Origin of the sequence: Klebsiella sp. WOUb02 (assembly GCF_050058015.1) — a bacterium.
Classification (GTDB): Bacteria; Pseudomonadota; Gammaproteobacteria; order Enterobacterales; family Enterobacteriaceae; genus Klebsiella.
In genome coordinates this window covers 2,161,355-2,186,069 of the sequence record NZ_CP170110.1, presented here as the reverse complement: position 1 = coordinate 2,186,069, position 24,715 = coordinate 2,161,355, and the positions used below count along the sequence as shown (strand labels likewise).

Genomic DNA, 24,715 nt, shown 5'->3' with positions numbered 1-24,715 from the left:
GTCTGTCCGTGCTGCGACAACAATCGGGAGGGCAGGCTATCCTGCCCCTTGTTGTTTTAATTAGTTAAGAGCCTTGTCATTCGGTGATTTGAACAGCGCCTTCATATCTTCAGAGAGTTCGAAGTTCATGTTCAGGTTCTTCGGCGGGATTGGGTTTTTGAACCACTTGTCGAACCATTTTTCCGCTTCGCCAGAGGTCTGCGCCTTGGCGACGGTATCGTCTATCAGGGTTTTGAACTGCGGGTCGTCTTTACGCAGCATACAGCCGTAGGCTTCTTTGGACTGCGGCGTGCCGATGATTTCCCAGTTATCCGGTTTCTTGGCCTTGGCACGTTCGCCGGCCAGCAGCGCGTCATCCATCATAAAGGCCACCGCGCGGCCGCTTTCCAGAGTACGGAAGGAGTCGCCGTGATCCTTGGCGCTGATGATGCGCATATTCATTTTTTTCTCATCGTTCAGCTTATGCAGCAGAATTTCTGAGGTGGTCCCGGAGGTAACGACAACCGCTTTATCTTTCAGGTCGGCAAAGTCTTTGATCGCGCCGCCTTTTTTCGCCAGCAGACGGGTGCCGACGACAAAAATGGTGTCAGAGAAAGCCGCCTGTTTCTGCCGCTCCAGGTTGTTGGTGGTGGAGCCGCATTCGAAATCGTAGGTCCCGTTTTGCAGCAGCGGAATACGGTTCTGCGAGGTGACCGGAATCAGTTTTACCTGCAGGTCAGGCTTGTTCAGCTTCTTCTTGATCGCATCGACAATGGCGTTGGAGTAATCCTGCGAGTAGCCGACGACCTGCTGCTGGTTATCGTAGTAGGAGAACGGTACGGATGATTCGCGATGGCCAACGACGATCACGCCGTTTTTGGCAATTTTATCCAGAGTGCTCTGGCCTGTAGCCGGTGCGGCATCTTCCGCGTGCGCCAGGCCAGCGGTCATACCCATGACCAGCATTGCTGTGGCCAGTTTACGTAATTGCATATCCAACTCCTTATCCGCAGCGCCAGGGACGCCATTGATGCCCATTGTGGTGGTGTGTGTGCTTTATTATCGCTGCCGCCTTTAAGTGCAGCGTTTGTATGTGTTTGTTAGCATTTAGTTTGGCTTAATGTAAAGATTTTGCTGTGATATTGTTTATTTTTGCGAAGTGCTCCGCACCATTTAAAGGCAAAAATCATCCATTGCACCAAAATGACGCGCGAAAGGTCTGCTTGTGGTGCAACCCGGTTGTACCAGCAGCCATAGCGGCGCGACGTTAATGTATTAAGCAATGAACGTGCCAGGTAGGACAGGAAAGAGAGTATTCCCCGGTGACAGGCATCACCGGGGCACAGCGGAGAGGGCTCTCTAAGCGGAGATTAGCGACGGCGCTGGCGCAGGCTCATCAGCAGAGCGCCAAAACCAAACAGCGCGGTCAGCGCCCACAGCGGCCAGTTGCCGGTACGGGCGTAGGGGGTCAGGCCCGTCGTCGGAGTCACCTTCGTGGTTAACACGGCGCGGGTGAACTGCGGGATCGTGTCCTGAATTTCACCCCGCGGGCCGATAACGGCGGTAATGCCGTTATTGGTGCTGCGCAGCAGCGGACGCGCCAGCTCCAGCGCGCGCATGCGCGCCATCTGGAAGTGCTGCCACGGGCCTATCGACTTGCCAAACCAGGCGTCGTTGGAGATGGTCAGCAGGAAGTCGGTATCCGGACGGAAATTATCGCGCACCTGCTCGCCGAGGATGATCTCGTAGCAGATGGCGGCGGTCAGCTTCAGGTTGTGCGCCACCAGCTGCGGCTGAACGTACGGGCCGCGGCTGAAGGAGGACATCGGCAGATCGAAGAACGGCGCCAGCGGACGCAAAATCGATTCCAGCGGCACAAACTCGCCAAACGGAACCAGATGGTTCTTGTTGTAGCGATCGGTGGAGTCGTAGCTGTAAGGGTTATCTTTGCCCAGCGTAATAATGGTGTTGTAGGTGTCGTACCGATTCTGCTTGTTCAGCCGTGCATCGACGATACCGGTGACCAGCGAACTGTTTTTCGACCGCAGCAGGTCATCCATCATGGTGAGGAAATTCTGCTGATTGATCTCCAGATCCGGAATGGCGGATTCGGGCCAGATAATCAGTCGGGATGAACCCATATGCGGCTGGGTCAGATCCAGATAGGTCTTCAGCGTGTTGAACAGTCTGTTTTTCATCCCACTTCAGGGCCTGAGGAATATTCCCCTGCACCAGCGACACTTCGGTCGCGCGCTCCGGCAGCAGCTGATACCACTGGATGTAGCGCAGCGGGAAGGGCAGGGCGAAGAGCAGCGCGGCGATAATCAGCGGTTTCCAGCTGCGCCGGAAGACGGCCAGCGCCAGCAGGCCGCTGACCACCATCAGCAGGAAGTTAATCGCCTCGACGCCCACGATCGGAGCTAAGCCCTTCAGCGGGCCGTCAATCTGGCTGTAGCCGAACTGCAGCCACGGGAAGCCGGTCAGCACCCAGCCGCGCAGGAACTCGGTGATTTGCCAGACTACCGGCGCGGCGATGGCGACGCGCAGCCAGTCGGTTTTCGGCCACAGGCGGGAGAGCAGGCCGGCGAACAGCCCGGTGTACAGCGACATATACGCCGCCAGCAGCACCACGAGGAACACGTTGACCGGGCCAGGCATGCCGCCAAACTGCGCGATGCTGACGTAGACCCAGTTAATCCCCGAGCCGAACAGCCCCATGCCCCAGAAGAAACCAATCCAGGTGCTCTGCAAAGGACGACGGTTGAGGGTTAAGCCCTGCAGGCCGATGAGCGAAATAATCGCCGCGGGCCAGATGTCATAAGGAGAAAAAGCCAGCGTTCCGCTGGCTCCGAATAGTAGCGCCAGCAGCAGACGTACGCGCTGGCGTTCGAGAAGAGAGGCAAATACCATTTAGGTTAATCGTCCCGTGTGATTAGTCTTCCAGCTTCGGCTGCGGCGCGTCGTCAGGAAGTTTGACATGTACCTGGATAATACGTCGGCTATCGGCCATTGCGACCTTGAATTGGTAACCATCAATGTCGATAGACTCGCCGCGAGCCGGCAGATGGCCAAAGGCCTGCATCACCAGTCCGCCAATGGTATCAACCTCTTCATCGCTGAAGTGGGTGCCGTAGGCTTCGTTGAAGTCCTCAATAGAGGCCAGCGCGCGGACCGTCCAGGTGTGGCGGCTCAGCTGACGAAAATCGATATCTTCTTCTTCATCGTATTCGTCTTCGATCTCACCGACGATAAGCTCAAGGATGTCTTCAATGGTCACCAGACCGGAGACGCCGCCAAACTCATCGATAACGATAGCCATATGATAACGCTGGGAGCGGAACTCTTTCAGCATGCGGTCGACCCGCTTGCTTTCAGGCACGACAACCGCCGGGCGCAACACTTTTTCCATGCTGAAGGCTTCGGAATCGCTGCGCATAAACGGCAGCAGGTCTTTGGCCATCAGAATCCCTTCGATGTGATCTTTGTCTTCGCTGATCACCGGAAAACGCGAGTGGGCGGATTCGATGATGACATCGAGGCATTCGTCCAGGGTCTGGTTGCGTTTCAGGGTAATCATCTGCGAGCGGGGGATCATAATATCGCGGACGCGCTGGTCGGCGATGTCCATTACCCCTTCGAGCATATCGCGCGTATCTTCGTCGATAAGATCGTTTTGCCCGGAATCACGGATCAGCGCCAGCAGTTCATCACGGTTTTTGGGTTCTCCGTGAAAGAGCTGGCTGAGTAACAGGGAGAAGAATCCCTTTTTGCTGTTTACTGTGTCACTACTGTGTGAGTTGTCGTCGCTCATGGCGTCGTGTGGGTTCTCATGTTAGTTAAATCGTCGCACGTCGCGCGTATACTCAGCGCCCGGCATAGCGGCCAGTCGCCGGCAAAGCCGGCGGCAGGTTATTCCTTCTCGGCAATGTACGGATCCTCATAGCCCAGAGCAAGCATTATCTCTGTTTCGAGGCTTTCCATCTCTTCCGCTTCTTCATCAACGATATGGTCATAGCCCAGCAGGTGCAGACTGCCATGAATCACCATATGCGCCCAGTGCGCTTCCAGCGGTTTTTCCTGCTCTTTCGCTTCCTGCTCAACCACCTGGCGGCAGATGATCAAATCGCCGAGCAGCGGCAGCTCGATGCCCGGCGGCGCTTCGAAGGGGAATGACAGGACGTTGGTCGGCTTATCCTTGCCGCGATAGGTCAGATTTAGCTCGTGGCTCTCAGCTTCGTCTACCAGGCGAACGGTAACTTCCGACTCCTCCTGGAACTGCGGGATCACGGCATCCAGCCAGCGCTGAAACTGAGCTTCATCCGGCAGCCCGCCGTTCTCTTCGCAAGCCAGGCTGTAAATCGAGAATGACCTGACTCATTTCTGCTCCTGTTCCTGGGCTTCGCGTTTGCGCTCGGCGGCCAGTTCTGCTTTTCGTTTTTGATCCGCTTCTTCCCACGCTTCATAGGCATTGACGATACGGGCAACCACCGGGTGGCGCACCACGTCTTCGCTATTGAAGAAGTTGAAGCTGATTTCATCGACTTCCGCCAGCACTTCGATGGCGTGACGGAGGCCGGATTTGGTATTGCGCGGCAGGTCAATCTGGGTGACGTCGCCGGTGATCACTGCTTTAGAGTTAAAGCCGATGCGGGTCAGGAACATCTTCATCTGTTCGATGGTGGTGTTCTGGCTCTCATCGAGAATGATAAAGGCGTCGTTCAGCGTGCGGCCGCGCATATAGGCCAGCGGCGCGACCTCAATCACGTTGCGCTCGATCAGCTTCTCAACTTTCTCAAAGCCCATCATTTCGAACAGCGCATCGTACAGCGGACGCAGATAGGGATCGACCTTCTGGCTCAGATCTCCCGGCAGGAAGCCCAGCTTCTCCCCGGCCTCAACGGCGGGGCGGGTCAGCAGAATACGACGCACGTCCTGACGTTCAAGCGCATCGACCGCGGCGGCAACCGCCAGATAGGTTTTCCCGGTCCCGGCGGGGCCGACGCCGAAGGTGATATCGTGGTCGAGGATATTGGCGACGTACTGCGCCTGGTTCGGCGTACGGGGCTTAATCACGCCGCGCTTGGTCTTGATGTTAATCGCCTTACCGTACTCCGGAACGCTCTCGGCGCTCTGCTCCAGCACGCGGGCCTCTTTGATGGCGAGGTGAATCTGCTCCGGTTCGATATCGCTAATCTGCCCGCGCATTGGAGCGGTATCGACGTACAGGCTGCGCAGAATATCCGCAGCCGCGTTGACGCATATTGGGCGTCCGGTCAGCTTAAAGTAGTTGTCACGGCGGTTGATTTCGATGCCCAGCCGGCGCTCAAGCTGTTTGATATTGTCGTCAAACGGGCCGCACAGCCCAAGCAGGCGTGCGTTGTCCGCTGGTTCCAGGGTGATTTCGCGAGTTTCTGTGTTCAAGCTGTTCCTCTTATCTGCGTTTTGCCGGGCGATAAACGGGTATAGCCGCCTTCTTACAGACGATACCCCGGCGGGTAAGGAAATTATTCACGTCACGGGAATATGGCGCAAGCATTGCTATGAATATTGGGTCCGGGAGAGGAAATACAAGGCCTGCCGGAGCCGGCAGGCCTGAACGGATTAGGGCTGATAAAGCGTGACGCCCGAATCGTTTTCTTTGCGGGTCCGCGCGATGACGGATTGCGGTGATTCCACAATGCGCAGGCCCATTTCCTCTTCGGTACGCACGATTTTCCCGCGCAGCGAGTTGGTGTAGACGTCGACGATCTCGACATCGACAAACTTGCCGACCATATCCGGCGTCCCTTCGAAGTTGACGACCCGGTTATTTTCGGTGCGTCCGGTGAGCTCCATGATGCTCTTACGGGAGGTTCCTTCGACCAGAATACGCTGGGTGGTGCCGAGCATCCGACGGCTCCAGGCCATCGCCTGCTGGTTGATGCGCTCCTGAAGAATATAGAGGCGCTGCTTCTTATCTTTTTCCGGGACGTCGTCAACCATATCCGCCGCCGGCGTGCCAGGACGCGCCGAGAAGATAAAGCTGTAGCTGACGTCGAGATTTACGTCCGCAATCAGCTTCATGGTCTTTTCGAAATCTTCGTTGGTTTCGCCGGGGAAGCCGACGATAAAATCGGAGCTGATCTGGATATTTGGCCGCGCTTCGTACAGCTTGCGAACGATGCCTTTATATTCCAGCGCCGTGTGGGTGCGCCCCATCAGGTTCAGCACGCGGTCAGAGCCGCTCTGTACCGGCAGATGCAGGAAGCTTACCAGCTCCGGGGTGTCGCGATAGACGTCAATAATGTCATCGGTAAATTCAATCGGGTGGCTGGTGGTGAAGCGAATGCGATCGATCCCGTCGATCGCCGCGACCAGACGCAGCAGATCGGCAAAGCTGCCGGTGGTCCCGTCGTAATTTTCGCCGCGCCAGGCGTTAACGTTCTGTCCGAGCAGGTTGACCTCACGGACGCCCTGCGCCGCCAGCTGGGCAATCTCGAACAGGATATCGTCAGAAGGACGGCTGACCTCTTCGCCGCGGGTATAGGGCACCACGCAGTAGGTACAGTACTTGTTACAGCCTTCCATAATGGAGACGAACGCGGTTGGGCCGTCGGCGCGTGGTTCCGGCAGGCGGTCGAACTTTTCGATTTCCGGGAAGCTCACGTCGACCACCGGCCGGCGGTTGCCGCGCACCGAGTTAATCATTTCCGGCAGGCGATGGAGCGTCTGCGGGCCAAAAATAATATCGACATAGTGGGCGCGCTGACGGATAAGCTTGCCTTCCTGCGAGGCGACGCAGCCGCCGACGCCGATAATCAGGTTGGGATTTTTTTCTTTCAGCAGCTTCCAGCGGCCCAGCTGGTGGAAGACTTTTTCCTGGGCCTTCTCGCGAATTGAGCAGGTGTTGAGCAGCAGAACATCCGCTTCTTCCGCGATTTCGGTGAGCTGATACCCGTGCGTGGCATCCAGCAGATCGGCCATCTTTGATGAATCGTATTCATTCATCTGACAGCCCCAGGTTTTAATATGGAGTTTTTTTGTCATCGACATGCTCATGCTCAATTATAGATATCCAAAATGACGGGTACAGACGCTCTATGAATTTCGAATTGCAGGCGGCAGGCCGCAAAATCGCAGCCCGCCAGGGAACCGGGGCGCTGCCAGGGCAACTGCAATTTGAAAAACGATGAGTATAGCCAGGATTGCAGGGGGCATATTGTAATGCTTTGGTGGTGCCCTGACCAGCGCGAGCGTAATCACCGCAGGGCGCCTGAAAATCCGGTAAACTGAACGGATTGAGGTTTTAAGGATAATTGCCATGACAATTCACGCAGCGGATGTCGCCATTATTGGCGGCGGAATGGTCGGCGGCGCCCTGGCGCTAGGGCTGGCACAGCACGGTTTTACGGTGACGGTGATCGAGAAGGCCGCGCCGGCGGCCTTCGATCCAACGCAGCCGCCGGACGTGCGTATTTCGGCGATCGGTTCATCTTCCGTCGGGCTGTTGAAAAGCCTCGGCGTCTGGGAGGCGATACGCGCGATGCGCGTGCATCCCTATCGTCGCCTCGAGACCTGGGAGTGGGAAGCGGCTCACGTCTCCTTCGACGCCGCGGAGCTGGCGCTGTCCGAACTGGGCTATATGGTCGAGAATAACGTATTGCAGCTGGCCCTGTGGCAGGCGCTGGAGGCGCATGAGCAGGTTACGCTGCGGGTTGGCGTTTCCCTGCAGGCGCTGCAGCGCGAGTCTGCACATACGCTATTGCGCCTGAGCGACGGCAGCGAGCGCGTGGCCCGGCTGGTTATCGGCGCCGACGGCGCACACTCCGAGGTGCGCCGGCTGTCCGGTATCGGCATCCAGGCGTGGCAGTACCAGCAGTCCTGCATGCTGATTAGCGTCCGGTGTGCCGACGATCCCGGCGACAGCACCTGGCAGCAGTTTACGCCTTCCGGGCCGCGCGCGTTCCTGCCGCTGTTCGATCGCTGGGCCTCGCTGGTCTGGTATGACGCTCCCGCGCGCATTCGCCAGCTGCAGGGGATGAGCATGGCGCAGCTCCAGCAGGAGATCGTGGGCAATTTCCCGTCGCGCTGCGGCGAGGTTACGCCGCTCAGCGCCGGCGCGTTTCCGCTGACCCGTCGCCACGCGCTGCAGTACGTGCAGCCGGGGCTGGCGCTGGTGGGCGACGCCGCGCACACCATTCATCCGCTGGCGGGGCAGGGGGTTAACCTCGGCTATCGCGACGTCGATGCGCTGCTGGATGTCTTAACGCGCGCGCGGGATCGCGGTGAGGAGTGGGACGGCCTGCCGGTGCTCAAACGCTATCAGACGCGGCGGAGAACCGATAATTTGCTGATGCAGTCGGGGATGGATCTATTTTATGTTGGCTTCAGCAACGATCTGGCGCCGTTGCGCGCGCTGCGCAATATCGGCCTGATGGCGGCGGCGCGGGCGGGTGTTTTAAAGCGTCAGGCGCTGAAGTACGCCCTGGGGCTGTAGCGAAGAGGCTCCCCGGCCTGCGCGATGCAAAGCCGGGGAGCCGCGTTGCTATCATCGTGCGCTGAACGCGGCGGACGACAAAAACAAAAAAGCTCGCCGAAGCGAGCTTTTTTGTTACTAAGTGGCTGGGGTACGAGGATTCGAACCTCGGAATGCTGGTATCAGAAACCAGAGCCTTACCGCTTGGCGATACCCCAACGGGTGCGCTCACGAGTGAGCGACTTTTTTAAATTGGCTGGGGTACGAGGATTCGAACCTCGGAATGCTGGTATCAGAAACCAGAGCCTTACCGCTTGGCGATACCCCAACAATTTTTTTGGATTTATCGAACTGAATCAATAATTCCCTATCTGGTGGCTACGACGGGATTCGAACCTGTGACCCCATCATTATGAGTGATGTGCTCTAACCAGCTGAGCTACGTAGCCAAATCTTATCACATCTTCGATGGCTGGGGTACCTGGATTCGAACCAGGGAATGCCGGTATCAAAAACCGGTGCCTTACCGCTTGGCGATACCCCAAGAACCGTCGCGGCAAACCGCTAACCTCGAAGAAATATGGCTGGGGTACCTGGATTCGAACCAGGGAATGCCGGTATCAAAAACCGGTGCCTTACCGCTTGGCGATACCCCATCCGTGCAACGCGTTCGGTGAATGGTGCGGGAGGCGAGACTTGAACTCGCACACCTTGCGGCGCCAGAACCTAAATCTGGTGCGTCTACCAATTTCGCCACTCCCGCAAAAAAAAGATGGTGGCTACGACGGGATTCGAACCTGTGACCCCATCATTATGAGTGATGTGCTCTAACCAGGCTGAGCTACGTAGCCATCTTTTTTTTCGCGTTACCTTATCGGCGTTGCGGGGCGCATTATGCGTATTGGGCCTGCGAGCGTCAACCTCTTTTTCAAGGAAAATCGCCGGAATGTGACTGTTTGGTTAGGTTGCAACCAGCATGGTGTAATAATCAGCAATTATTGGTTATTTATCGCTTTTAAGCCGTAAATAAAGGCATAAAAAAACGGACCCCGCGGGGTCCGTTTGTCGTCTGACTCGATTATTTATAGGCCGACTGGTGCACGCCTACCGCGCGTCCTGACGGATCGTTCATGGTTTTGAACGCTTCATCCCATTCAATCGCTTTAGCCGAAGAGCAGGCAACCGACGGGCCGCCGGGGACACACTCCGCGGCGCTCGGCAGCGGGAACAGCTCTTCGAAGATTTCGCGGTACAGATACGCCTCTTTCGACGACGGCGTGTTGTACGGGAAGCGGAAGGCGGCGGTTTCCAACTGCTGGTCGGAAATCTGCCCGGCCGCCACTTCTTTCAGCGTATCGATCCAGCTGTAGCCTACGCCGTCTGAGAACTGCTCCTTCTGACGCCACGCCACGCTCGCCGGCAGGTAGGATTCAAAGCATTCACGCAGGATATGCTTTTCCATTTTACCGTTGCCGCACATCTTATCCTGCGGGTTGATGCGCATGGCGACGTCGAGGAACTGCTTGTCGAGGAACGGCACGCGGGCTTCCACGCCCCACGCCGACATCGCTTTGTTGGCACGGGCGCAGTCAAACATATGCAGCGCCTGCAGCTTGCGCACGGTTTCTTCATGCAGCTCTTTGGCGTTCGGCGCTTTGTGGAAATAGAGATAGCCGCCAAAAACCTCATCAGAACCTTCGCCTGACAGCACCATCTTGATGCCCATCGCTTTGATTTTACGCGACATCAGGTACATCGGAGTTGACGCGCGGATGGTCGTCACGTCGTAAGTTTCGATGTGATAGATCACGTCGCGAATGGCGTCGAGGCCCTCCTGCACGGTGAAGTGGATCTCGTGGTGGACGGTGCCCAGATGGTTGGCCACTTCTTGCGCGGCTTTCAGGTCCGGCGATCCCTCAAGGCCGACGGCAAATGAGTGCAGCTGCGGCCACCAGGCTTCGCTACGCTCCTGATCCTCAACGCGACGGGCGGCGAACTTTTTGGTGATCGCGGAAATAACCGAAGAGTCCAGGCCGCCGGAAAGCAGTACGCCGTAAGGAACGTCGGACATCAGGTGGCTTTTCACCGACTCTTCCAGCGCCTGACGAAGTTCGTTTTTATCGGTAACGTTGTCTTTTACCGCGTCGTAATCAAACCAGTCGCGCTGGTAGTATTCGCGGATTTCGCCATCTTTGCTCCACAGGTAGCTGCCGGCCGGGAACTCTTTAATGGTGCGGCACACCGGAACCAGCGCCTTCATTTCTGATGCGACGTAGAAGTTACCGTGTTCGTCGTGACCCATATACAGCGGAATGATACCGATATGGTCGCGGCCGATCAGATAAGCATCCTTCTCGCTGTCGTACAGCGCGAAGGCAAACATTCCCTGCAGATCGTCGAGGAAGGCCGGGCCTTTTTCCTGATACAGCGCGAGGATGACTTCGCAGTCCGAACCGGTCTGGAAGGTATAGCGATCGCCGTACTCCGCGCGCAGCGCCTGGTGGTTATAAATTTCGCCGTTTACCGCCAGGGCGTGAGTTTTTTGTTGGTTATACAGCGGCTGAGCGCCAGCGTTAACGTCAACGATAGACAAACGTTCATGTACCAGAATGGCTTTATCGCTGGCGTAGACGCCGGACCAGTCCGGCCCACGGTGGCGCATCAGGCGGGAAAGCTCCAGTGCCTTTTTACGCAGTTCTACCGCGTCAGTTTTAATATCCAGTACGCCGAAAATTGAACACATAGCCTTCTCCGTTACCCTGTCGTATTTGATGTTGTGCAGACGTCGTCTTGTGGCGAGGTCTTAGTGCGTGCTTAAGAAAATGCCGCAAAGGAGAGGGCGGCGCAAGGGATTTACGGAGGCAACAGGAAAAAACGCAATGGTGATTGTTGAATATTAAAAAATGAGTATGTTTTGAGCATCTTTATTGATGAATATTCAAAAAATAGTCGGTTTTATTAGATGTGACTTTCTGATTGCGGGCGATAAATGAAAAACCACGTCCTGAGACGTGGTTTGGCTTAGAAAATGTCAATTTCGGCCACCGACGGGTAGATCCACGACGGGCGGAACGGCAGGCTGTCGATATCGTCGAGCGTCGAGACGCCGGACAGCACGAGGATCGTTTCCAAACCGGCCTGGAAGCCCGCCAGAATATCGGCACGCAGGTTATCGCCGACAATCACGGTTTGTTCGGAGTGCGCCTGTATCTTGTTCAGCGCGGAACGGATAATCCACGGGCTCGGCTTGCCGACGTAAAACGGCTTGCGGCCGGAGATCTTCTCAATGCCCGCGCACAGCGCTCCGCAGGCCGGGTAGAAGCCGCGGCCGTGGGTATCCGGATTGGTGGCGATAAAGCGCGCGCCGTTGGCCACAAAGAAGGCCGCCTTGTGCATCATCTCCCAGTTAAAGGAGCGGGTCTCGCCGACGATGACAAAATCCGGGTTGACGTCGGTGATGGTGAAGCCAGCCTTATAAAGCTCGTGGATCAGCGCGCCTTCGCCCACTACGTAGGCTTTTTTACCCTCCTGACGGCGCAGAAAATCGGCGGTCGCCATGGCTGAGGTGTAAAAGGCGCTATCCGGGACGTCAATGCCCGCGGTAGCGAAGCGGTTGGCCAGATCCTGGCCGGTCTGGGAGGGATAGTTGGTCAACATCACCAGCGGCATATCTTTTTCGAGAATGCGTTTGATAAATTCAGCAGCGCCCGGTACGGCCACATTGTCGTGCATCAGCACGCCGTCAATATCACAAATTACGTTTTGAATGGTCATGGACAGTCCGACATCGTTGAAGAAAAGCAGAAATTCGTGAACCAGAATACGCTAACTTTCCAGCAAACGCTGGAGCAGGCTCCCGTTGAGCATCGCGCGTTTCACCAGCGCAAAGGCGCCGATCGCCGAACGATGATCGAGCGTGGAACGCACCACCGGCAGATTTTTACGAAACGCTTTTAGCGCCTGGGCGTTAATACAGCCTTCGATAGCCGGCAGCAAAACCTTTTCTGCTTCAGTGATTTCACCGGCGATCACCACCTTCTGCGGGTTGAACAGGTTAATGGCGATGGCAATGGTTTTTCCCAGGTGGCGACCGACGTGTTCGATAACCTCGCAGGCCAGCGTATCTCCCTTATTAGCGGCTTTGCAGATGGCTTTAATATTACACTCATCCGCGCTAAGGCGACTCTGATAGCCCTGTTCCAGCAGGTGACGCACCCGCTGTTCGATGGCCGCATTGGCGGCAACCGTCTCCAGGCAGCCGAAGTTGCCGCAGTGGCAGCGCTCGCCGAGCGGGTCGACCTGGATATGGCCGATCTCGCCCACGTTACCGTTGCGGCCGATAAAAATGCGTCCGTTGGAGATGATCCCCGCGCCGGTGCCGCGGTGGACGCGCACCAGAATAGAGTCCTCGCAGTCCTGACTTGCCCCAAAATAGTGCTCCGCCAGCGCCAGGCTGCGGATATCATGGCCGACAAAACAGGTGACGTTAAAGCGTTTTTCCAGCGCTTCTACCAGACCCCAGTTCTCAACCTGAATGTGCGGCATGTAGCGGATGACGCCGCTTTCCGGGTCGACAAGGCCGGGTAAAATCACCGAGATGGCGATGAGCTCACGGATCTTGCGCTGGCAGCGCTCGGTAAAGGCGGCGATGATGTTCAGCAGCGCGTGCTCGAGGGTTTCCTGGGTGCGTTCCGGCAGCGGGAAGTGCTCCTCTTCCAGCGTCTTGCTGCTTAAATCGTACAGGGTCAGGGTGGCGTCGTAGCGGCCGAGGCGTATGCCGATGGCCTGAAAGCTGCGGGTCTCGGCAATAATGGAGATGGCGCGGCGGCCTCCGGTGGAGGCCTGCTGATCGACTTCTTTGATCAGCCCGCGTTCAATCAGTTGACGCGTGATTTTCGTCACGCTGGCAGGGGCAAGCTGGCTTTGTTCCGCGATCTGAATGCGCGAGATGGGGCCATGCTGGTCAATCAGGCGGTATACGGCCGCGCTGTTCAGCTGTTTTACGAGATCAACGTTACCAATTTGAGCATGTCCGCCTGCTGTCATACTTTTACTTACTCAGTGACGACCTCGTTACCATTAACGATGGTCTTGATGATTTTATAGTCGCGGGTAAAGGCGGTCAGGTTAGCGACCATTCCCGGCGCAATGCCGCCGAGTCTGCTTTTCCACGCCAATGGCACGCGCAGGGTAGAGGGTTGCCATCCGCAACGCTTCTTCCAGCGCGATACCGCAATGTTCAACGAGATTACGCACGCCTTCAATCATAGTCAGCGAAGAACCACTGAGGGTTCCGTTTTCATCTACGCACAGCCCGTTACGGTAGTATATTGTTTTACCAGCAAAAATGAACTGCTCAATATTGGCACCCGCCGGCGCGGTGGCATCGGTAACGAGGCACAGCTTGTCGCCCTTCAGGCGCTTCGCATTGCGTACGTTAGCATAATCAACGTGCATACCGTCGACGATAATACCGCAGTAAACGTCCGGCTCGTCAAAAATAGCGCCCGCCAGGCCCGGCTCGCGTCCGGTAATATACGGCATGGCGTTATAGAGATGAGTTGCGAAAGTGATGCCCGCGCGGAAACCGATTTTGGCTTCTTTAAGGGTGGCGTTGGAGTGCCCGGCGGAGACGATAATCCCGGCGTTGACCAGCTGGCGAATCACTTCTGGCCCGACGCGCTCCGGAGCAAGGGTCACCTTGGTGATGACATCGGCATTTTCGCACAGGAAGTCCACCAGCGCGGCGTCCGGTTTACGCACGTAGTCCGGGTTGTGGGTCCCTTTTTTGACGATGTTCAGCCACGGGCCTTCAAGATGCAGGCCCAGCGCCTGGTTAGGATATTTCTGCAGGTACTCGCGCATGACGCGCACGCCCTGTTTCATCAGATCGTCGCTGGAGGTAATCAGCGTTGGCAGATAGCTGGTGCAGCCGGAGCGCTCGTTGGCCTTCTGCATGATTTCCAGCGTTTCGACGGTCACCGCATCAGGGCTGTCGTTAAACTGCACGCCGCCGCAGCCGTTCAGCTGGACGTCGATAAAACCGGGGGCGAGAATAGCGCCATTGACCGAGCGTTGCTCAATCCCGGACGGCAAATCAGCCAGTGGACAGATCCGTTCAATAAGGCCATCAGCGATAACTATCGCATGGTCATCCAGAATTTCATGACCGGTATAGATCCGGCCTTGGGTTAATGCATACATACGACCCCCGGTTTACGCACGCTATCCTTCAAGCCGGCCTCTTTAGCAGACCATTAATTGACCGTTTACTGCCGCCAGAATGATTTTGTGCATCAGAAAAAAAGAAATGTCCCACGGGGGTAGCCGCAGGACGGGACCAGATTACAGCCCTTTGACGTTTTCGGCTTCTAATTCGTTGAAGTATTTCAGCGTCTTCACTTTCAGTTCCATGGTGGACGGCTCGTCGCAAACGATCACTGCTTTTGGATGCAGCTGCAGACAGGTAATGGTCCACATGTGGTTGACGTTGCCTTCTACCGCCGCCTGCAGCGCCAGCGCTTTCTGATGGCCCAGCACCAGAATCATCACCTCTTCGGCATCCAGCAGAGTACCCACGCCCACGGTCAGCGCGTATTTCGGTACCAGGTCAACGTCGCCGTCGAAGAAGCGGGAGTTTGCCACGCGGGTGTCATGGGTCAGAGTTTTAATACGGGTACGGGAAGCCAGGGAAGAAGCCGGCTCGTTGAACGCGATGTGGCCATCGTTACCCACGCCGCCCATAAACAGGTTAATTTTGCCGTAGGAGCGGATTTTTTCTTCATAGCGGCGGCATTCTGCATCGATGTCTGGCGCATTGCCGTTGAGCAGGTTAATGTTTTCTGCCTGAATATCAACGTGATCAAAGAAGTTGCGATGCATAAAGCTATGATAGCTTTCCGGGTGCTCTTTCGGCAGGCCAACGTACTCATCCATGTTGAAGGTGACGACGTGTTCGAAGCTAACCTGGCCCGCTTTGTGCATCTCAACCAGAGCTTTGTAGGCGGTCAGAGGTGTACCGCCGGTGGGCAGACCCAGTACAAACGGACGGTCCGCAGTCGGTTTGAACGCGTTGATGCGGTTAACGATGTGGCGAGCAGCCCATTTACCTACTTGTTCAGCTGTTACCAGGGGAATCAGTCTCATTCTTCACCTCTATAGTTAAATTAGAACCTGGCGGATTGGCGCCAGTACTCTATGAAGAGTATTGCAGTAACTACGCCGACCGGGGTCAATCCGTGTTGATTTTTTGAATGATAAAATAAGTTTTCGTTGTTAGCCAGTCCAGGGGAGGGGTTAATACGATATTTGGTGATTATAGTCACAAAAAATACGCGTTTAATTTGCGATACGAATTAAATTTTCACACACTTTGCGGGTAAGTTAAAAAACTGACCTTTTTACACAATAAAAAAATGGCTTTGAGTGAGCCTCATCGGGGTCTCATAGGGGGAATAAGATGAATATTTTAGGTTTCTTTCAGCGTCTCGGTAGGGCGTTACAGCTCCCTATCGCAGTGCTGCCCGTCGCGGCGCTGCTGCTGCGATTCGGTCAACCCGATCTGCTTAACGTGGCGTTCATCGCGCAGGCAGGCGGGGCGATCTTTGATAACCTGGCGCTGATTTTTGCGATCGGCGTGGCGTCCAGCTGGTCTAAAGACAGCGCCGGCGCCGCGGCGCTGGCCGGCGCGGTAGGTTATTTCGTATTAACTAAAGCAATGGTCACCATCAACCCAGAGATCAACATGGGCGTGCTGGCGGGTATCATTACCGGTCTGGTCGGCGGTGCCGTTTATAACCGCTGGGCCGGCATCAAGCTGCCTGACTTCCTGAGCTTCTTCGGCGGGAAGCGTTTTGTGCCGATCGCCACCGGCTTCTTCTGTCTGGTGCTGGCGGCCATCTTCGGCTACGTCTGGCCTCCGGTGCAGCACGCTATTCACGCCGGCGGTGAGTGGATCGTGGCCGAGGGCGCGGTGGGTTCCGGTATCTTCGGTTTCATCAACCGTCTGCTGATCCCAACCGGCCTGCATCAGGTGCTGAATACCATCGCCTGGTTCCAGATTGGCGAGTACACCAACGCCGCAGGCGCGGTGTTCCACGGCGACATCAACCGCTTCTACGCCGGCGACGGCACCGCGGGGATGTTCATGTCCGGCTTCTTCCCGATCATGATGTTCGGCCTGCCTGGCGCTGCGCTGGCGATGTACTTCGCTGCGCCGAAAGAGCGTCGTCCGATGGTTGGCGGTATGCTGCTGTCGGTCGCTATCACCGCGTTCCTGACCGGTGTGACCGAGCCGCTGGAATTCCTGTTCATGTTCCTGGCTCCGCTGCTGTACCTCCTGCACGCCGTCCTGACCGGTATCAGCCTGTTTGTGGCAACGTCGCTGGGTATCCATGCGGGCTTCTCCTTCTCCGCAGGGGCCATTGACTACGTTCTGATGTACAGCCTGCCGGCAGCCAGCAAAAACGTCTGGATGCTGCTTGTCATGGGCGTGGTGTTCTTCTTCATCTACTTCCTGCTGTTCACTGCGGTTATCCGCATGTTCAACCTGAAAACGCCGGGTCGTGAAGATAAAACTGACGACGTGGTGACTTCAGAAGCCAACAGCAACACCGAAGAGGGTTTGACCCAGCTGGCTACGCAGTATATTGCGGCCGTCGGCGGGACTGACAACCTGAAGGCGATTGATGCCTGTATTACCCGTCTGCGTTTGACCGTTGTAGACTCCGCGCGCGTTAACGATGCGGCCTGCAAACGCCTCGGCGCTTCCGGCGTGGTTAAACTGAACAAGCAAACCATCCAGGTAATCGTCGGTGCGAAAGCCGAATCCGTCGGTGATGAGATGAAAAAAGTGGTCGCGCGTGGCCCGGTAGCCGCAACTGCCACCACAGCCAATAGCGCACCTGTCGCCGCTGCGGCGGTAAAACCGCAGGCCGTGGCTAACGCGAAAACTATCGCCGCGCTGGTTTCACCGATTACCGGTGATATTGTGGCGCTGGAGCAGGTTCCGGACGAAGCGTTCGCCAGCAAGGCCGTCGGCGACGGCGTGGCGGTGAAACCGACCGATAAGATCGTGGTCTCCCCGGCCGCAGGTACCATCGTTAAGATCTTCAATACCAACCACGCGTTCTGTCTGGAAACGGAAAACGGCGCGGAAATCGTCGTCCATATGGGCATCGATACCGTCGCGCTGGACGGCCAGGGCTTCAAACGCCTGGTAGAAGAGGGCGCAGAAGTGAAGGCCGGTCAGCCGATTCTGGAAATGGATCTGGACTTCCTCAACGCGAACGCCCGGTCGATGATCAGTCCGGTAGTCTGCAGCAACAGCGATGATTACAGCGCGCTGGTGATTCAGGCGACCGGTAAAGTTGTCGCCGGCCAGACGCCGCTGTATGAGATTAAAGGCAAGTAAGGCTCCTGAGTAGAGTTTATGCCTGTGCGGCGGGGGGAAACCTCCGCCGCTTTTTTTTGCCGCAAATGACCCCATAATCTCCTTCAGATACGTATTTTCAGTAACTAATAGTTGTCTCTACGTCCTGCTTGTAAGATCATGTCCCGTTATACGTTGTTTACGCTTTGAGGAACCCATGATGAGTGAGGCTGAAGCCCGCCCAACTAACTTTATTCGTCAGATCATCGATGAAGATCTGGCTACTGGTAAGCACACCACCGTTCATACGCGCTTCCCGCCGGAGCCGAACGGTTATCTGCACATTGGCCACGCCAAATCAATTTGCCTGAACTTCGGCATTGCTCAGGATTACCAGGGCCAATGCAACCTGCGCTTCGATGACACCAACCCGGTGAAAGAAGATATCGAATACGTTGAGTCGATTAAAAACGACGTGCAGTGGTTAGGTTTTCACTGGTCCGGGAAAGTTTGCTACTCGTCTGATTATTTCGACCAACTGCACAGCTACGCCGTTGAGCTGATTAATAAAGGCCTGGCATACGTTGACGAACTGTCGGCGGAAGAGATTCGCGAATACCGCGGTTCGCTGAAGGCGCCGGGCAAAAACAGCCCTTACCGCGATCGCAGCGTGGAAGAGAACCTGGCGCTGTTTGAAAAAATGCGCGCCGGCGGTTTTGTGGAAGGTAAAGCCTGCCTGCGTGCGAAAATCGATATGGCCTCGCCGTTTATCGTTATGCGCGACCCGGTGCTGTACCGCATTAAATTCGCCGATCACCATCAGACCGGCAGCAAGTGGTGCATCTACCCGATGTACGACTTTACCCACTGCATCAGCGATGCGCTGGAAGGTATCACGCACTCTCTGTGTACCCTGGAGTTCCAGGACAACCGTCGCCTGTACGATTGGGTGCTGGATAACATCAGCATCCCGGCTCACCCGCGCCAGTACGAATTCTCGCGCCTGAATCTCGAATATACCGTGATGTCCAAGCGCAAGCTGAACCAGCTGGTGACCGAGAAGCACGTGGAAGGCTGGGACGATCCGCGTATGCCGACCATTTCCGGCCTGCGTCGCCGCGGCTATACCGCCGAATCGATTCGCGAGTTCTGTAAGCGCATCGGCGTAACCAAACAGGACAACACCATTGAAATGGCGTCGCTGGAGTCCTGCATTCGCGAAGATCTGAACGAAAACGCCCCGCGCGCGATGGCCGTTATCGATCCGGTAAAACTGGTTATCGAAAACTATCCGCAGGGCGGCAGTGAAAATGTGAATATGCCTAATCATCCGAGCAAGCCGGAGATGGGCAGCCGCGACGTGCCGTTCAGCGGTGAAATCTGGATCGATCGCGCGGACTTCCGTGAGGAAGCCAACAAGCAGTACAAGCGTCTGGTGCTGGGCAAAGAGGTTCGCCTGCGCAATGCCTACGTGATCAAAGCCGAGCGCGTAGAGAAGGATGCGGAAGGCAATATCACCACAATCTTCTGTACCTATGATGCCGATACGCTGAGCAAAGATCCGGCGGACGGCCGCAAGGTGAAGGGCGTTATCCACTGGGTGAGCGCGGCGCACGCGCTGCCGGTAGAAATTCGCCTGTATGACCGCCTGTTCAGCGTGCCGAATCCGGGCGCCGAAGAGGATTTCCTTGCCGTCATGAACCCTGAATCGCTGGTTATCAAGCACGGCTTCGCCGAGCCGAGCCTGGCGCAGGCGCAGGCCGGTAAGGCCCTGCAGTTCGAGCGTGAGGGCTACTTCTGCCTCGACAGCCGCTATGCAAGCGCTGACCATCTGGTGTTCAACCGCACCGTCGGCCTGCGCGATACCTGGGCGAAGATCGGCGCATAAACCCGCATCGCCATTGAAAACGCCGCACCCCGCGGCGTTTTTTACTTCCGTATTTACCCGCCCGGGTCGGTTATTTTCGCGATGCGAATTAATCTTGTTTACAGCCTGTAATATATCCCGCCAGCCTCCCCGGCTATTGTCGCGTAAAAAATCGCTGTAAGCGTTTTCATTTCCCTCTTTATCCTTATTTCGCAGAGAATTAGGTGCTAAATGTACGAAATTTAAGACTGTAACAAACAGACATAGATTATGTGCGCTTTGTCATAATCTTAAGCTTTGGTCGGCGAAAGAGATTGATAATTCGCGTCACGAAAAATAGTCTATCGATAGCGGATATGCGGACTTTTACCGCCCCGCTTTTTAGCAGTCTTATTTATTTTTCGCGGCTTGCCTTTGGCTCCGCGTTTTAAAACGTCAAAGAGGATATGCACATGCGTACGTTTAGTGGCAAACGTAGTACGCTGGCGCTGGCTATTGCCGCCGTCACCGCGATGTCGAGCTGGATCGTTGTTCCGCAGGCCAGCGCAGCAGGTTTTATCGATGATTCCACGTTAACCGGCGGTATCTATTACTGGCAGCGTGAGCGCGACCGTAAAGATGTTACCGACGGCGATAAGTACAAAACCAACCTTTCGCATTCAACCTGGAACGCCAACCTGGATTTCCAGTCCGGCTATGCTGCCGATATGTTTGGTATTGACGTGGCTGCCTTTACCGCAATTGAGATGGCGGAAAGCAGCGAAAGCGGCCACCCGAACGAAATTGCCTTCTCCTCAAGGAATAAAGCCTACGACGAAGATTACTCCGGCGATAAGAGCGGGATCAGCCTCTATAAAGCGGCGGCGAAATTTAAGTATGGCCCGGTGTGGGCGCGTGCTGGCTACATTCAACCAACCGGGCAAACGCTGCTGGCTCCGCACTGGAGCTTTATGCCGGGCACTTATCAGGGCGCTGAAGCCGGGGCCAACTTTGATTACGGCGACTCTGGCGCGCTGAGCTTCTCCTACATGTGGACCAACGAATACAAAGCGCCGTGGCACATTGAGATGGATGAGTTCTACCAGAACGATAAGAAGACGAAAGTCGATTATCTGCACTCCATCGGCGCCAAATATGATTTTAAAAACGACCTCGTGCTGGAGGCCGCGTTTGGCCAGGCTCAGGGCTATATCGACCAGTATTTTGCTAAGGCCAGCTATAAATTTGACGTTGCCGGCACCCCGTTAAACACCAGCTATCAGTTCTACGGCACCCGCGATAAGGTCAGCAACGGCGGCGCGAACGATATTTACGACGGCACCGCCTGGCTGCAGGCGCTGACCTTTGGCTACAAGGTTGCCGACGTGCTGGACCTGCGTCTGGAAGGCACCTGGGTTAAGGCCGAGGGCCAGCAGGGCTACTTCCTGCAGCGTATGACCCCAACCTACGCATCTTCTAACGGTCGCCTGGACGTGTGGTGGGATAACCGCTCCGACTTCAACGCCAACGGTGAAAAGGCCGTGTTCTTCGGCGCCATGTATGACATGAAAAACTGGAATATGCCGGGCTGGGCGTTTGGCGCGTCTTACGTTTATGCATGGGATGCGAAGCCGGGCAAAATGGCGACGCCAGATGCCTACTACAACGCCGACAAACGTCTGGAAGAGTCGGCCTACAGCCTCGATGCCATGTATACCGTGCAGGATGGCCGGGCGAAGGGAACGTTGTTCAAGCTCCACTTCACCCAGTACGACAACCACTCCGATATTCCTAGCTGGAGCGGCGGCTACGGCAATATCTTCCAGGATGAGCGCGACGTGAAGTTTATGGTTATTGCTCCGTTCACTATTTTCTGATGCCGCAGCCGCGGGCGTAAGCCTGCCGCCAGTCCGTGAGGTTGATTATGAAAAAGCTATTGCTCATCGCCATGCTGGCATCGGGCCTGGTGGCCTGTACGCAGTCACCGGCGCCAAAAGAAGATACTAAATTGAAGGACGCCTACAGCGCCTGCATCAATACGGCAGAAGGGAATCCGGATAAAGTTCAGGCCTGCCAGAGCGTGCTGAACGTTCTTAAAGAGGATAAGCAGCACCAGCAGTTCGCCACGCAGGAAAGCGTGCGCGTGCTGGATTATCAGCAGTGTATCCTGGCGACCCGCACCGGCAACGATCAGGCGGTGAAAGCCCGCTGCGACCAGATCTGGAAAGAGATCCGCCGCAACAATACCCGGCCCTGATTTCCCTCGTACCTCCTATTTGCGGGCATAAAAAAAGCCAACCTTCGGGTTGGCTTTTTGCTGCTTACGCGGCGGGAAACTATTTTTCCACCGCGTCGTGCGCGTGTTCATTTTCGCGGCAATCGCCTTCCGCACAGTGGCCGTACAGGTACAGGCTGTGGTTGGTCAGGCGGATACCGTGACGGTGGGCAATTTCACGCTGACGCGCTTCGATGGAGTCATCGCTGAACTCAATCACTTTGCCGCAATCGAGGCAAATCAGGTGATCGTGATGATGCTGCTGCGTCAGTTCGAAAACGGATTTACCGCCTTCAAAATTATGGCGGGTAACAATGCCGGCATCATCAAACTGGTTCAGTACGCGGTAAACGGTGGCCAGACCGATCTCTTCACCCATGTCGATCAGGCGTTTGTATAAATCTTCCGCGCTGACGTGATGGTTATCCGGCCCCTGCAGCACTTCCAGAATTTTTAATCGTGGAAGTGTGACTTTCAGGCCAGCCTTCTTCAATGCGGTATTGTTGTCAGTCATGCGGAATCTGTCCTGTTGCTAAACGATCTACTTCCATTAGCGGAAGTAATACAGAGAATCACCCGATGTAATGCGTTTCATTATAGAACTGCCATGATGAAATGAAAACCGCAAGCATCGAGCCTTTTATGCTGTCAAAAACGAGGCACAGGCTACAAACTGCGTCACGTCTCCTCGTTAAATCAGAGGACATTGTACAGATATGTGATTAAAAGTTAAAAACTTGTAGCTATTAGTTTTATTGCTTTTACCTATTAATACGGCGATATCCCAGGATAGCGCCGTTTAACGATCAGGCGTTTATGATTTCTTCGAGATGCAGTTCTTCAGAAACCTGCTTAACCCATTTCTCTACGCGCTCGTTGGTCAGCTCAGGCTGACGGTCTTCATCGATAGCCAGACCGACGAAATGGTCGTCATCAGCGAGACCTTTAGAGGCTTCGAAATGGTAGCCCGCCGTTGGCCAGTGGCCGACGATGGTTGCGCCGCGCGGTTCGATGATGTCGCGAATGGTTCCCAGCGCGTCACAGAAGTATTCAGCGTAGTCTTCCTGGTCGCCGCAGCCAAACAGGGCGACGAGCTTGCCGTTGAAGTCGACCTCTTCCAGCGTCGGGAAGAAATCGTCCCAGTCACACTGTGCTTCACCGTAGTACCAGGTTGGGATGCCCAGCAGCAGAATGTCATGACCCTGCAGGTCTTCTTTGCTGCTTTTGGCAATGTCGTGAACATCAGCAACGTCTTTACCAAGCTGCTTTTGGATCATTTTTGCAATATTTTCGGTGTTGCCGGTGTCGCTGCCAAAAAAGATGCCGATGATTGCCATGAGTAAAATAACCTCTTGAAACTTAATGATGTGGTAGTGGCGTAATGCCCGCAGATAACGGCAATCATAGCAGAACAGGGAAGGGCGCGGAAACAGCAATCACGCCCGACTGCACACTCTGCTACATGAAAGTGTTGTTTTTGCGGTTTCTCAGGCTTTACTCTGGCTATGCAGGGCCGCCAGCTGGTTCATCAACATCTCTTCAATCAGATCGCTGCGGTTCATATTGCGGGCATCGGCCAGCTCATTGAGCGCATCAACCGCTTCAGCGTTGAGCTTGAGCTCCACGCGCCTTAAGCCGCGAACTTTGTCGCGTTTAAGCTGGTTGCGTTTATTGATGCGCAGCTGCTCGTCGCGCGAAAGCGGATTGGTCTTTGGTCTACCCGGGCGACGCTCGGTTGCGAACAAATCTAATGTCGTACGGTCCGTTTGTTCTTTTGCCATGATTCAGAGTGACTTCGGGGAAACAAATTGTCGGGCCATTGCCGACACAGATAGCGCGCCATAATACATCAGGCGAACCGCTGCGCCAACGACCGCGGGCATTCTGCGGCGCGGTCGGGCAGTTTTTAGCCAGTTATGCCGCTAAAGAGGAGAGATATCGGCGAATGGCGCGCAATACCGCTTCCGGTTTCTCCGCATGGACCCAATGGCCCGCGCCGGCAATCACGTGCGCGCGGGCCTGAGGGAACTGAGCCAGCAGCGCGTCGCGATACTCATCGGTCACGTAGGGTGAGTTGCCGCCCGGGATAAACAGGGCCGGATGCGGCCAGGCGGGAACCGGCTGCCAGCCAACGATATGGCTATATTGATCCCACAGGACCGGCACGTTAAACCGCCACTGGCCGTCAACGAAGGACTTCAGCAGGAACTGAATCACGCCCTCCTCCTGTAGATGCTGGCGCATAATTGCCGCCGCCTGCTGACGGGTTGCGGCGCCGGCGGCGGTCACGGCGTTGATGGCGGCAAAGATTTCGTCATGGCGGCGGACGTGATAATCCACCGGCGCGATATCGATAGCCACCAGGCCGTCGATGCGGTCAGGAGCCAGGGCGCTTAGCGCCATCACCGCTTTACCGCCCATCGAGTGGCCGATAAAGGTCGCTTTTTCCAGCTGCAGATCGTCAAGGGTGTCGAGCAGATCCTCAGCCATAGCGGCGTAGGTCATCTGCGGATCGCGCGGGGAAAGGCCGTGATTGCGCATATCGACCTGCAGGATATCGTAGTCGGCAACCAGGTCGCGTGCGAGGATCCCCAGGTTATCAAGGCTGCCAAACAGACCGTGAACGAGGACCACAGGGGAATTATTGTGCGGATTTTGTGCAGATTGCGCGCGGCTATTTAATTTCATGGCAAAGTTCTTTTTTTCGCTCCGTCGGGTTAGGGTATTATGTTGGACATTCTGCCATCCGGCTGCAAGACCCAGAGCTCTCTGAGTTTTACCGCCATCCTG

At 55.8% G+C, this 24,715-nt stretch carries 17 protein-coding genes, 7 tRNA genes and 3 pseudogenes; 5 read left to right on the top strand and 22 right to left on the bottom strand.

The window, feature by feature from the left end; all coding sequences use genetic code 11:
• Positions 1-60 precede the first annotated feature (60 nt).
• The 6 genes and pseudogenes from ABOC21_RS17500 to miaB all read right to left on the bottom strand — a co-directional run bounded on the left by ABOC21_RS17500 (position 61) and on the right by miaB (position 7,005).
• On the bottom strand, positions 61-972 hold the full coding sequence (locus tag ABOC21_RS17500) for an amino acid ABC transporter substrate-binding protein (protein WP_426812690.1): 912 nt from the start codon (positions 970-972) through the stop codon (positions 61-63).
• Between the two features lie 377 nt (positions 973-1,349).
• Positions 1,350-2,889, bottom strand: a pseudogene (gene lnt, locus ABOC21_RS17495) (apolipoprotein N-acyltransferase).
• A gap of 22 nt (positions 2,890-2,911) precedes the next feature.
• Positions 2,912-3,790, bottom strand: coding sequence for a CNNM family magnesium/cobalt transport protein CorC (gene corC / locus ABOC21_RS17490; protein WP_095095048.1), 879 nt, complete (start codon positions 3,788-3,790; stop codon positions 2,912-2,914).
• A 98-nt stretch (positions 3,791-3,888) separates the two neighbouring features.
• A pseudogene (gene ybeY, locus ABOC21_RS17485) lies at positions 3,889-4,357 on the bottom strand (rRNA maturation RNase YbeY).
• Positions 4,354-5,400 carry a PhoH family protein gene (locus ABOC21_RS17480; RefSeq protein ID WP_426812689.1) on the bottom strand — a complete coding sequence of 349 codons (1,047 nt, stop codon included), beginning with the start codon at positions 5,398-5,400 and terminating at the stop codon, positions 4,354-4,356. Before ABOC21_RS17480 ends, ybeY begins: the two are co-directional and overlap by 4 nt.
• Positions 5,401-5,580: 180 nt before the next feature.
• Positions 5,581-7,005 (bottom strand): tRNA (N6-isopentenyl adenosine(37)-C2)-methylthiotransferase MiaB, encoded by a 1,425-nt coding sequence (gene miaB / locus ABOC21_RS17475; RefSeq protein WP_426812688.1) that lies wholly within the window; start codon positions 7,003-7,005, stop codon positions 5,581-5,583.
• 274 nt (positions 7,006-7,279) lie between these two features.
• Between miaB and ubiF the strand changes: the two genes are divergently transcribed.
• Positions 7,280-8,455 carry a 3-demethoxyubiquinol 3-hydroxylase gene (gene ubiF, locus ABOC21_RS17470; RefSeq protein WP_426812687.1) on the top strand — a complete coding sequence of 392 codons (1,176 nt, stop codon included), beginning with the start codon at positions 7,280-7,282 and terminating at the stop codon, positions 8,453-8,455.
• A 122-nt stretch (positions 8,456-8,577) separates the two neighbouring features.
• On the opposite strand, the gene ABOC21_RS17465 is transcribed toward ubiF, so the two are convergent.
• The 12 genes and pseudogenes from ABOC21_RS17465 to nagB form a co-directional block, all read right to left on the bottom strand.
• Positions 8,578-8,652: transfer RNA gene (locus ABOC21_RS17465), tRNA-Gln, on the bottom strand.
• 35 nt (positions 8,653-8,687) lie between these two features.
• Positions 8,688-8,762: transfer RNA gene (locus ABOC21_RS17460), tRNA-Gln, on the bottom strand.
• Positions 8,763-8,806: 44 nt separating this feature from the next.
• Positions 8,807-8,883, bottom strand: a tRNA-Met gene (locus ABOC21_RS17455).
• 20 nt (positions 8,884-8,903) lie between these two features.
• Positions 8,904-8,978: transfer RNA gene (locus ABOC21_RS17450), tRNA-Gln, on the bottom strand.
• 37 nt (positions 8,979-9,015) lie between these two features.
• Positions 9,016-9,090 (bottom strand) — tRNA-Gln (locus tag ABOC21_RS17445).
• A gap of 22 nt (positions 9,091-9,112) precedes the next feature.
• Positions 9,113-9,197 (bottom strand) — tRNA-Leu (locus tag ABOC21_RS17440).
• A gap of 10 nt (positions 9,198-9,207) precedes the next feature.
• A tRNA-Met gene (locus ABOC21_RS17435) sits at positions 9,208-9,285 on the bottom strand.
• Between the two features lie 227 nt (positions 9,286-9,512).
• Entirely contained in the window at positions 9,513-11,177 is a 1,665-nt protein-coding gene (gene asnB, locus ABOC21_RS17430) for an asparagine synthase B (RefSeq protein WP_426812686.1), read from the bottom strand.
• Between the two features lie 278 nt (positions 11,178-11,455).
• Positions 11,456-12,208, bottom strand: coding sequence for an HAD-IIA family hydrolase (locus tag ABOC21_RS17425; protein WP_426812685.1), 753 nt, complete (start codon positions 12,206-12,208; stop codon positions 11,456-11,458).
• A gap of 51 nt (positions 12,209-12,259) precedes the next feature.
• The gene (gene nagC, locus ABOC21_RS17420; protein WP_426812684.1) at positions 12,260-13,480 is read right to left on the bottom strand and encodes a DNA-binding transcriptional regulator NagC; all 1,221 of its coding nucleotides are present in this window, start codon (positions 13,478-13,480) and stop codon (positions 12,260-12,262) included.
• 8 nt (positions 13,481-13,488) lie between these two features.
• Positions 13,489-14,638 (bottom strand): annotated as a pseudogene (gene nagA, locus ABOC21_RS17415) (N-acetylglucosamine-6-phosphate deacetylase).
• Positions 14,639-14,779: 141 nt separating this feature from the next.
• Positions 14,780-15,580 carry a glucosamine-6-phosphate deaminase gene (nagB, locus tag ABOC21_RS17410; protein ID WP_045854476.1) on the bottom strand — a complete coding sequence of 267 codons (801 nt, stop codon included), beginning with the start codon at positions 15,578-15,580 and terminating at the stop codon, positions 14,780-14,782.
• 313 nt (positions 15,581-15,893) lie between these two features.
• On the opposite strand from nagB, the gene nagE reads away from it, so the two are divergent.
• The 4 genes from nagE (at position 15,894) to chiQ (ending at position 21,907) form a co-directional block, all read left to right on the top strand.
• Positions 15,894-17,846 (top strand): PTS N-acetyl glucosamine transporter subunit IIABC, encoded by a 1,953-nt coding sequence (gene nagE / locus ABOC21_RS17405; RefSeq protein ID WP_426812683.1) that lies wholly within the window; start codon positions 15,894-15,896, stop codon positions 17,844-17,846.
• A gap of 178 nt (positions 17,847-18,024) precedes the next feature.
• Entirely contained in the window at positions 18,025-19,692 is a 1,668-nt protein-coding gene (gene glnS, locus ABOC21_RS17400; RefSeq protein WP_426815522.1) for a glutamine--tRNA ligase, read from the top strand.
• A 431-nt stretch (positions 19,693-20,123) separates the two neighbouring features.
• Positions 20,124-21,527, top strand: a complete 1,404-nt coding sequence (gene chiP, locus ABOC21_RS17395; RefSeq protein WP_426812682.1) for a chitoporin ChiP — start codon at positions 20,124-20,126, stop codon at positions 21,525-21,527.
• Between the two features lie 47 nt (positions 21,528-21,574).
• Positions 21,575-21,907: a ChiQ/YbfN family lipoprotein gene (gene chiQ / locus ABOC21_RS17390; RefSeq protein WP_426812681.1), complete on the top strand. Its 333-nt coding sequence runs from the start codon at positions 21,575-21,577 to the stop codon at positions 21,905-21,907.
• Positions 21,908-21,986: 79 nt separating this feature from the next.
• Here chiQ and fur read toward each other — a convergent pair whose 3' ends face one another.
• The 4 genes from fur to ybfF form a co-directional block, all read right to left on the bottom strand.
• Entirely contained in the window at positions 21,987-22,439 is a 453-nt protein-coding gene (fur, locus tag ABOC21_RS17385) for a ferric iron uptake transcriptional regulator (protein WP_045854481.1), read from the bottom strand.
• A gap of 292 nt (positions 22,440-22,731) precedes the next feature.
• Entirely contained in the window at positions 22,732-23,262 is a 531-nt protein-coding gene (gene fldA / locus ABOC21_RS17380) for a flavodoxin FldA (protein ID WP_426812680.1), read from the bottom strand.
• 150 nt (positions 23,263-23,412) lie between these two features.
• The gene (ybfE, locus tag ABOC21_RS17375; protein WP_426812679.1) at positions 23,413-23,706 is read right to left on the bottom strand and encodes a LexA regulated protein; all 294 of its coding nucleotides are present in this window, start codon (positions 23,704-23,706) and stop codon (positions 23,413-23,415) included.
• A gap of 133 nt (positions 23,707-23,839) precedes the next feature.
• Positions 23,840-24,613 (bottom strand): esterase, encoded by a 774-nt coding sequence (gene ybfF / locus ABOC21_RS17370; protein WP_426812678.1) that lies wholly within the window; start codon positions 24,611-24,613, stop codon positions 23,840-23,842.
• Positions 24,614-24,715: the final 102 nt, after the last annotated feature.

Excerpts from the sequence above, each read along its gene's own strand:
- miaB (WP_426812688.1), bottom strand. The coding sequence starts at position 7,005 with ATGACAAAAAAACTCCATATTAAAACCTGGGGCTGTCAGATGAATGAA.
- corC (WP_095095048.1), bottom strand. The coding sequence starts at position 3,790 with ATGAGCGACGACAACTCACACAGTAGTGACACAGTAAACAGCAAAAAG.
- ABOC21_RS17425 (WP_426812685.1), bottom strand. The coding sequence starts at position 12,208 with ATGACCATTCAAAACGTAATTTGTGATATTGACGGCGTGCTGATGCAC.
- glnS (WP_426815522.1), top strand. The coding sequence starts at position 18,025 with ATGAGTGAGGCTGAAGCCCGCCCAACTAACTTTATTCGTCAGATCATC.
- nagC (WP_426812684.1), bottom strand. The coding sequence starts at position 13,480 with ATGACAGCAGGCGGACATGCTCAAATTGGTAACGTTGATCTCGTAAAA.
- fur (WP_045854481.1), bottom strand. The coding sequence starts at position 22,439 with ATGACTGACAACAATACCGCATTGAAGAAGGCTGGCCTGAAAGTCACA.
- chiP (WP_426812682.1), top strand. The coding sequence starts at position 20,124 with ATGCGTACGTTTAGTGGCAAACGTAGTACGCTGGCGCTGGCTATTGCC.
- chiQ (WP_426812681.1), top strand. The coding sequence starts at position 21,575 with ATGAAAAAGCTATTGCTCATCGCCATGCTGGCATCGGGCCTGGTGGCC.
- ABOC21_RS17500 (WP_426812690.1), bottom strand. The coding sequence starts at position 972 with ATGCAATTACGTAAACTGGCCACAGCAATGCTGGTCATGGGTATGACC.
- nagB (WP_045854476.1), bottom strand. The coding sequence starts at position 15,580 with ATGAGACTGATTCCCCTGGTAACAGCTGAACAAGTAGGTAAATGGGCT.
- ybfE (WP_426812679.1), bottom strand. The coding sequence starts at position 23,706 with ATGGCAAAAGAACAAACGGACCGTACGACATTAGATTTGTTCGCAACC.
- fldA (WP_426812680.1), bottom strand. The coding sequence starts at position 23,262 with ATGGCAATCATCGGCATCTTTTTTGGCAGCGACACCGGCAACACCGAA.
- ubiF (WP_426812687.1), top strand. The coding sequence starts at position 7,280 with ATGACAATTCACGCAGCGGATGTCGCCATTATTGGCGGCGGAATGGTC.
- asnB (WP_426812686.1), bottom strand. The coding sequence starts at position 11,177 with ATGTGTTCAATTTTCGGCGTACTGGATATTAAAACTGACGCGGTAGAA.
- nagE (WP_426812683.1), top strand. The coding sequence starts at position 15,894 with ATGAATATTTTAGGTTTCTTTCAGCGTCTCGGTAGGGCGTTACAGCTC.
- ybfF (WP_426812678.1), bottom strand. The coding sequence starts at position 24,613 with ATGAAATTAAATAGCCGCGCGCAATCTGCACAAAATCCGCACAATAAT.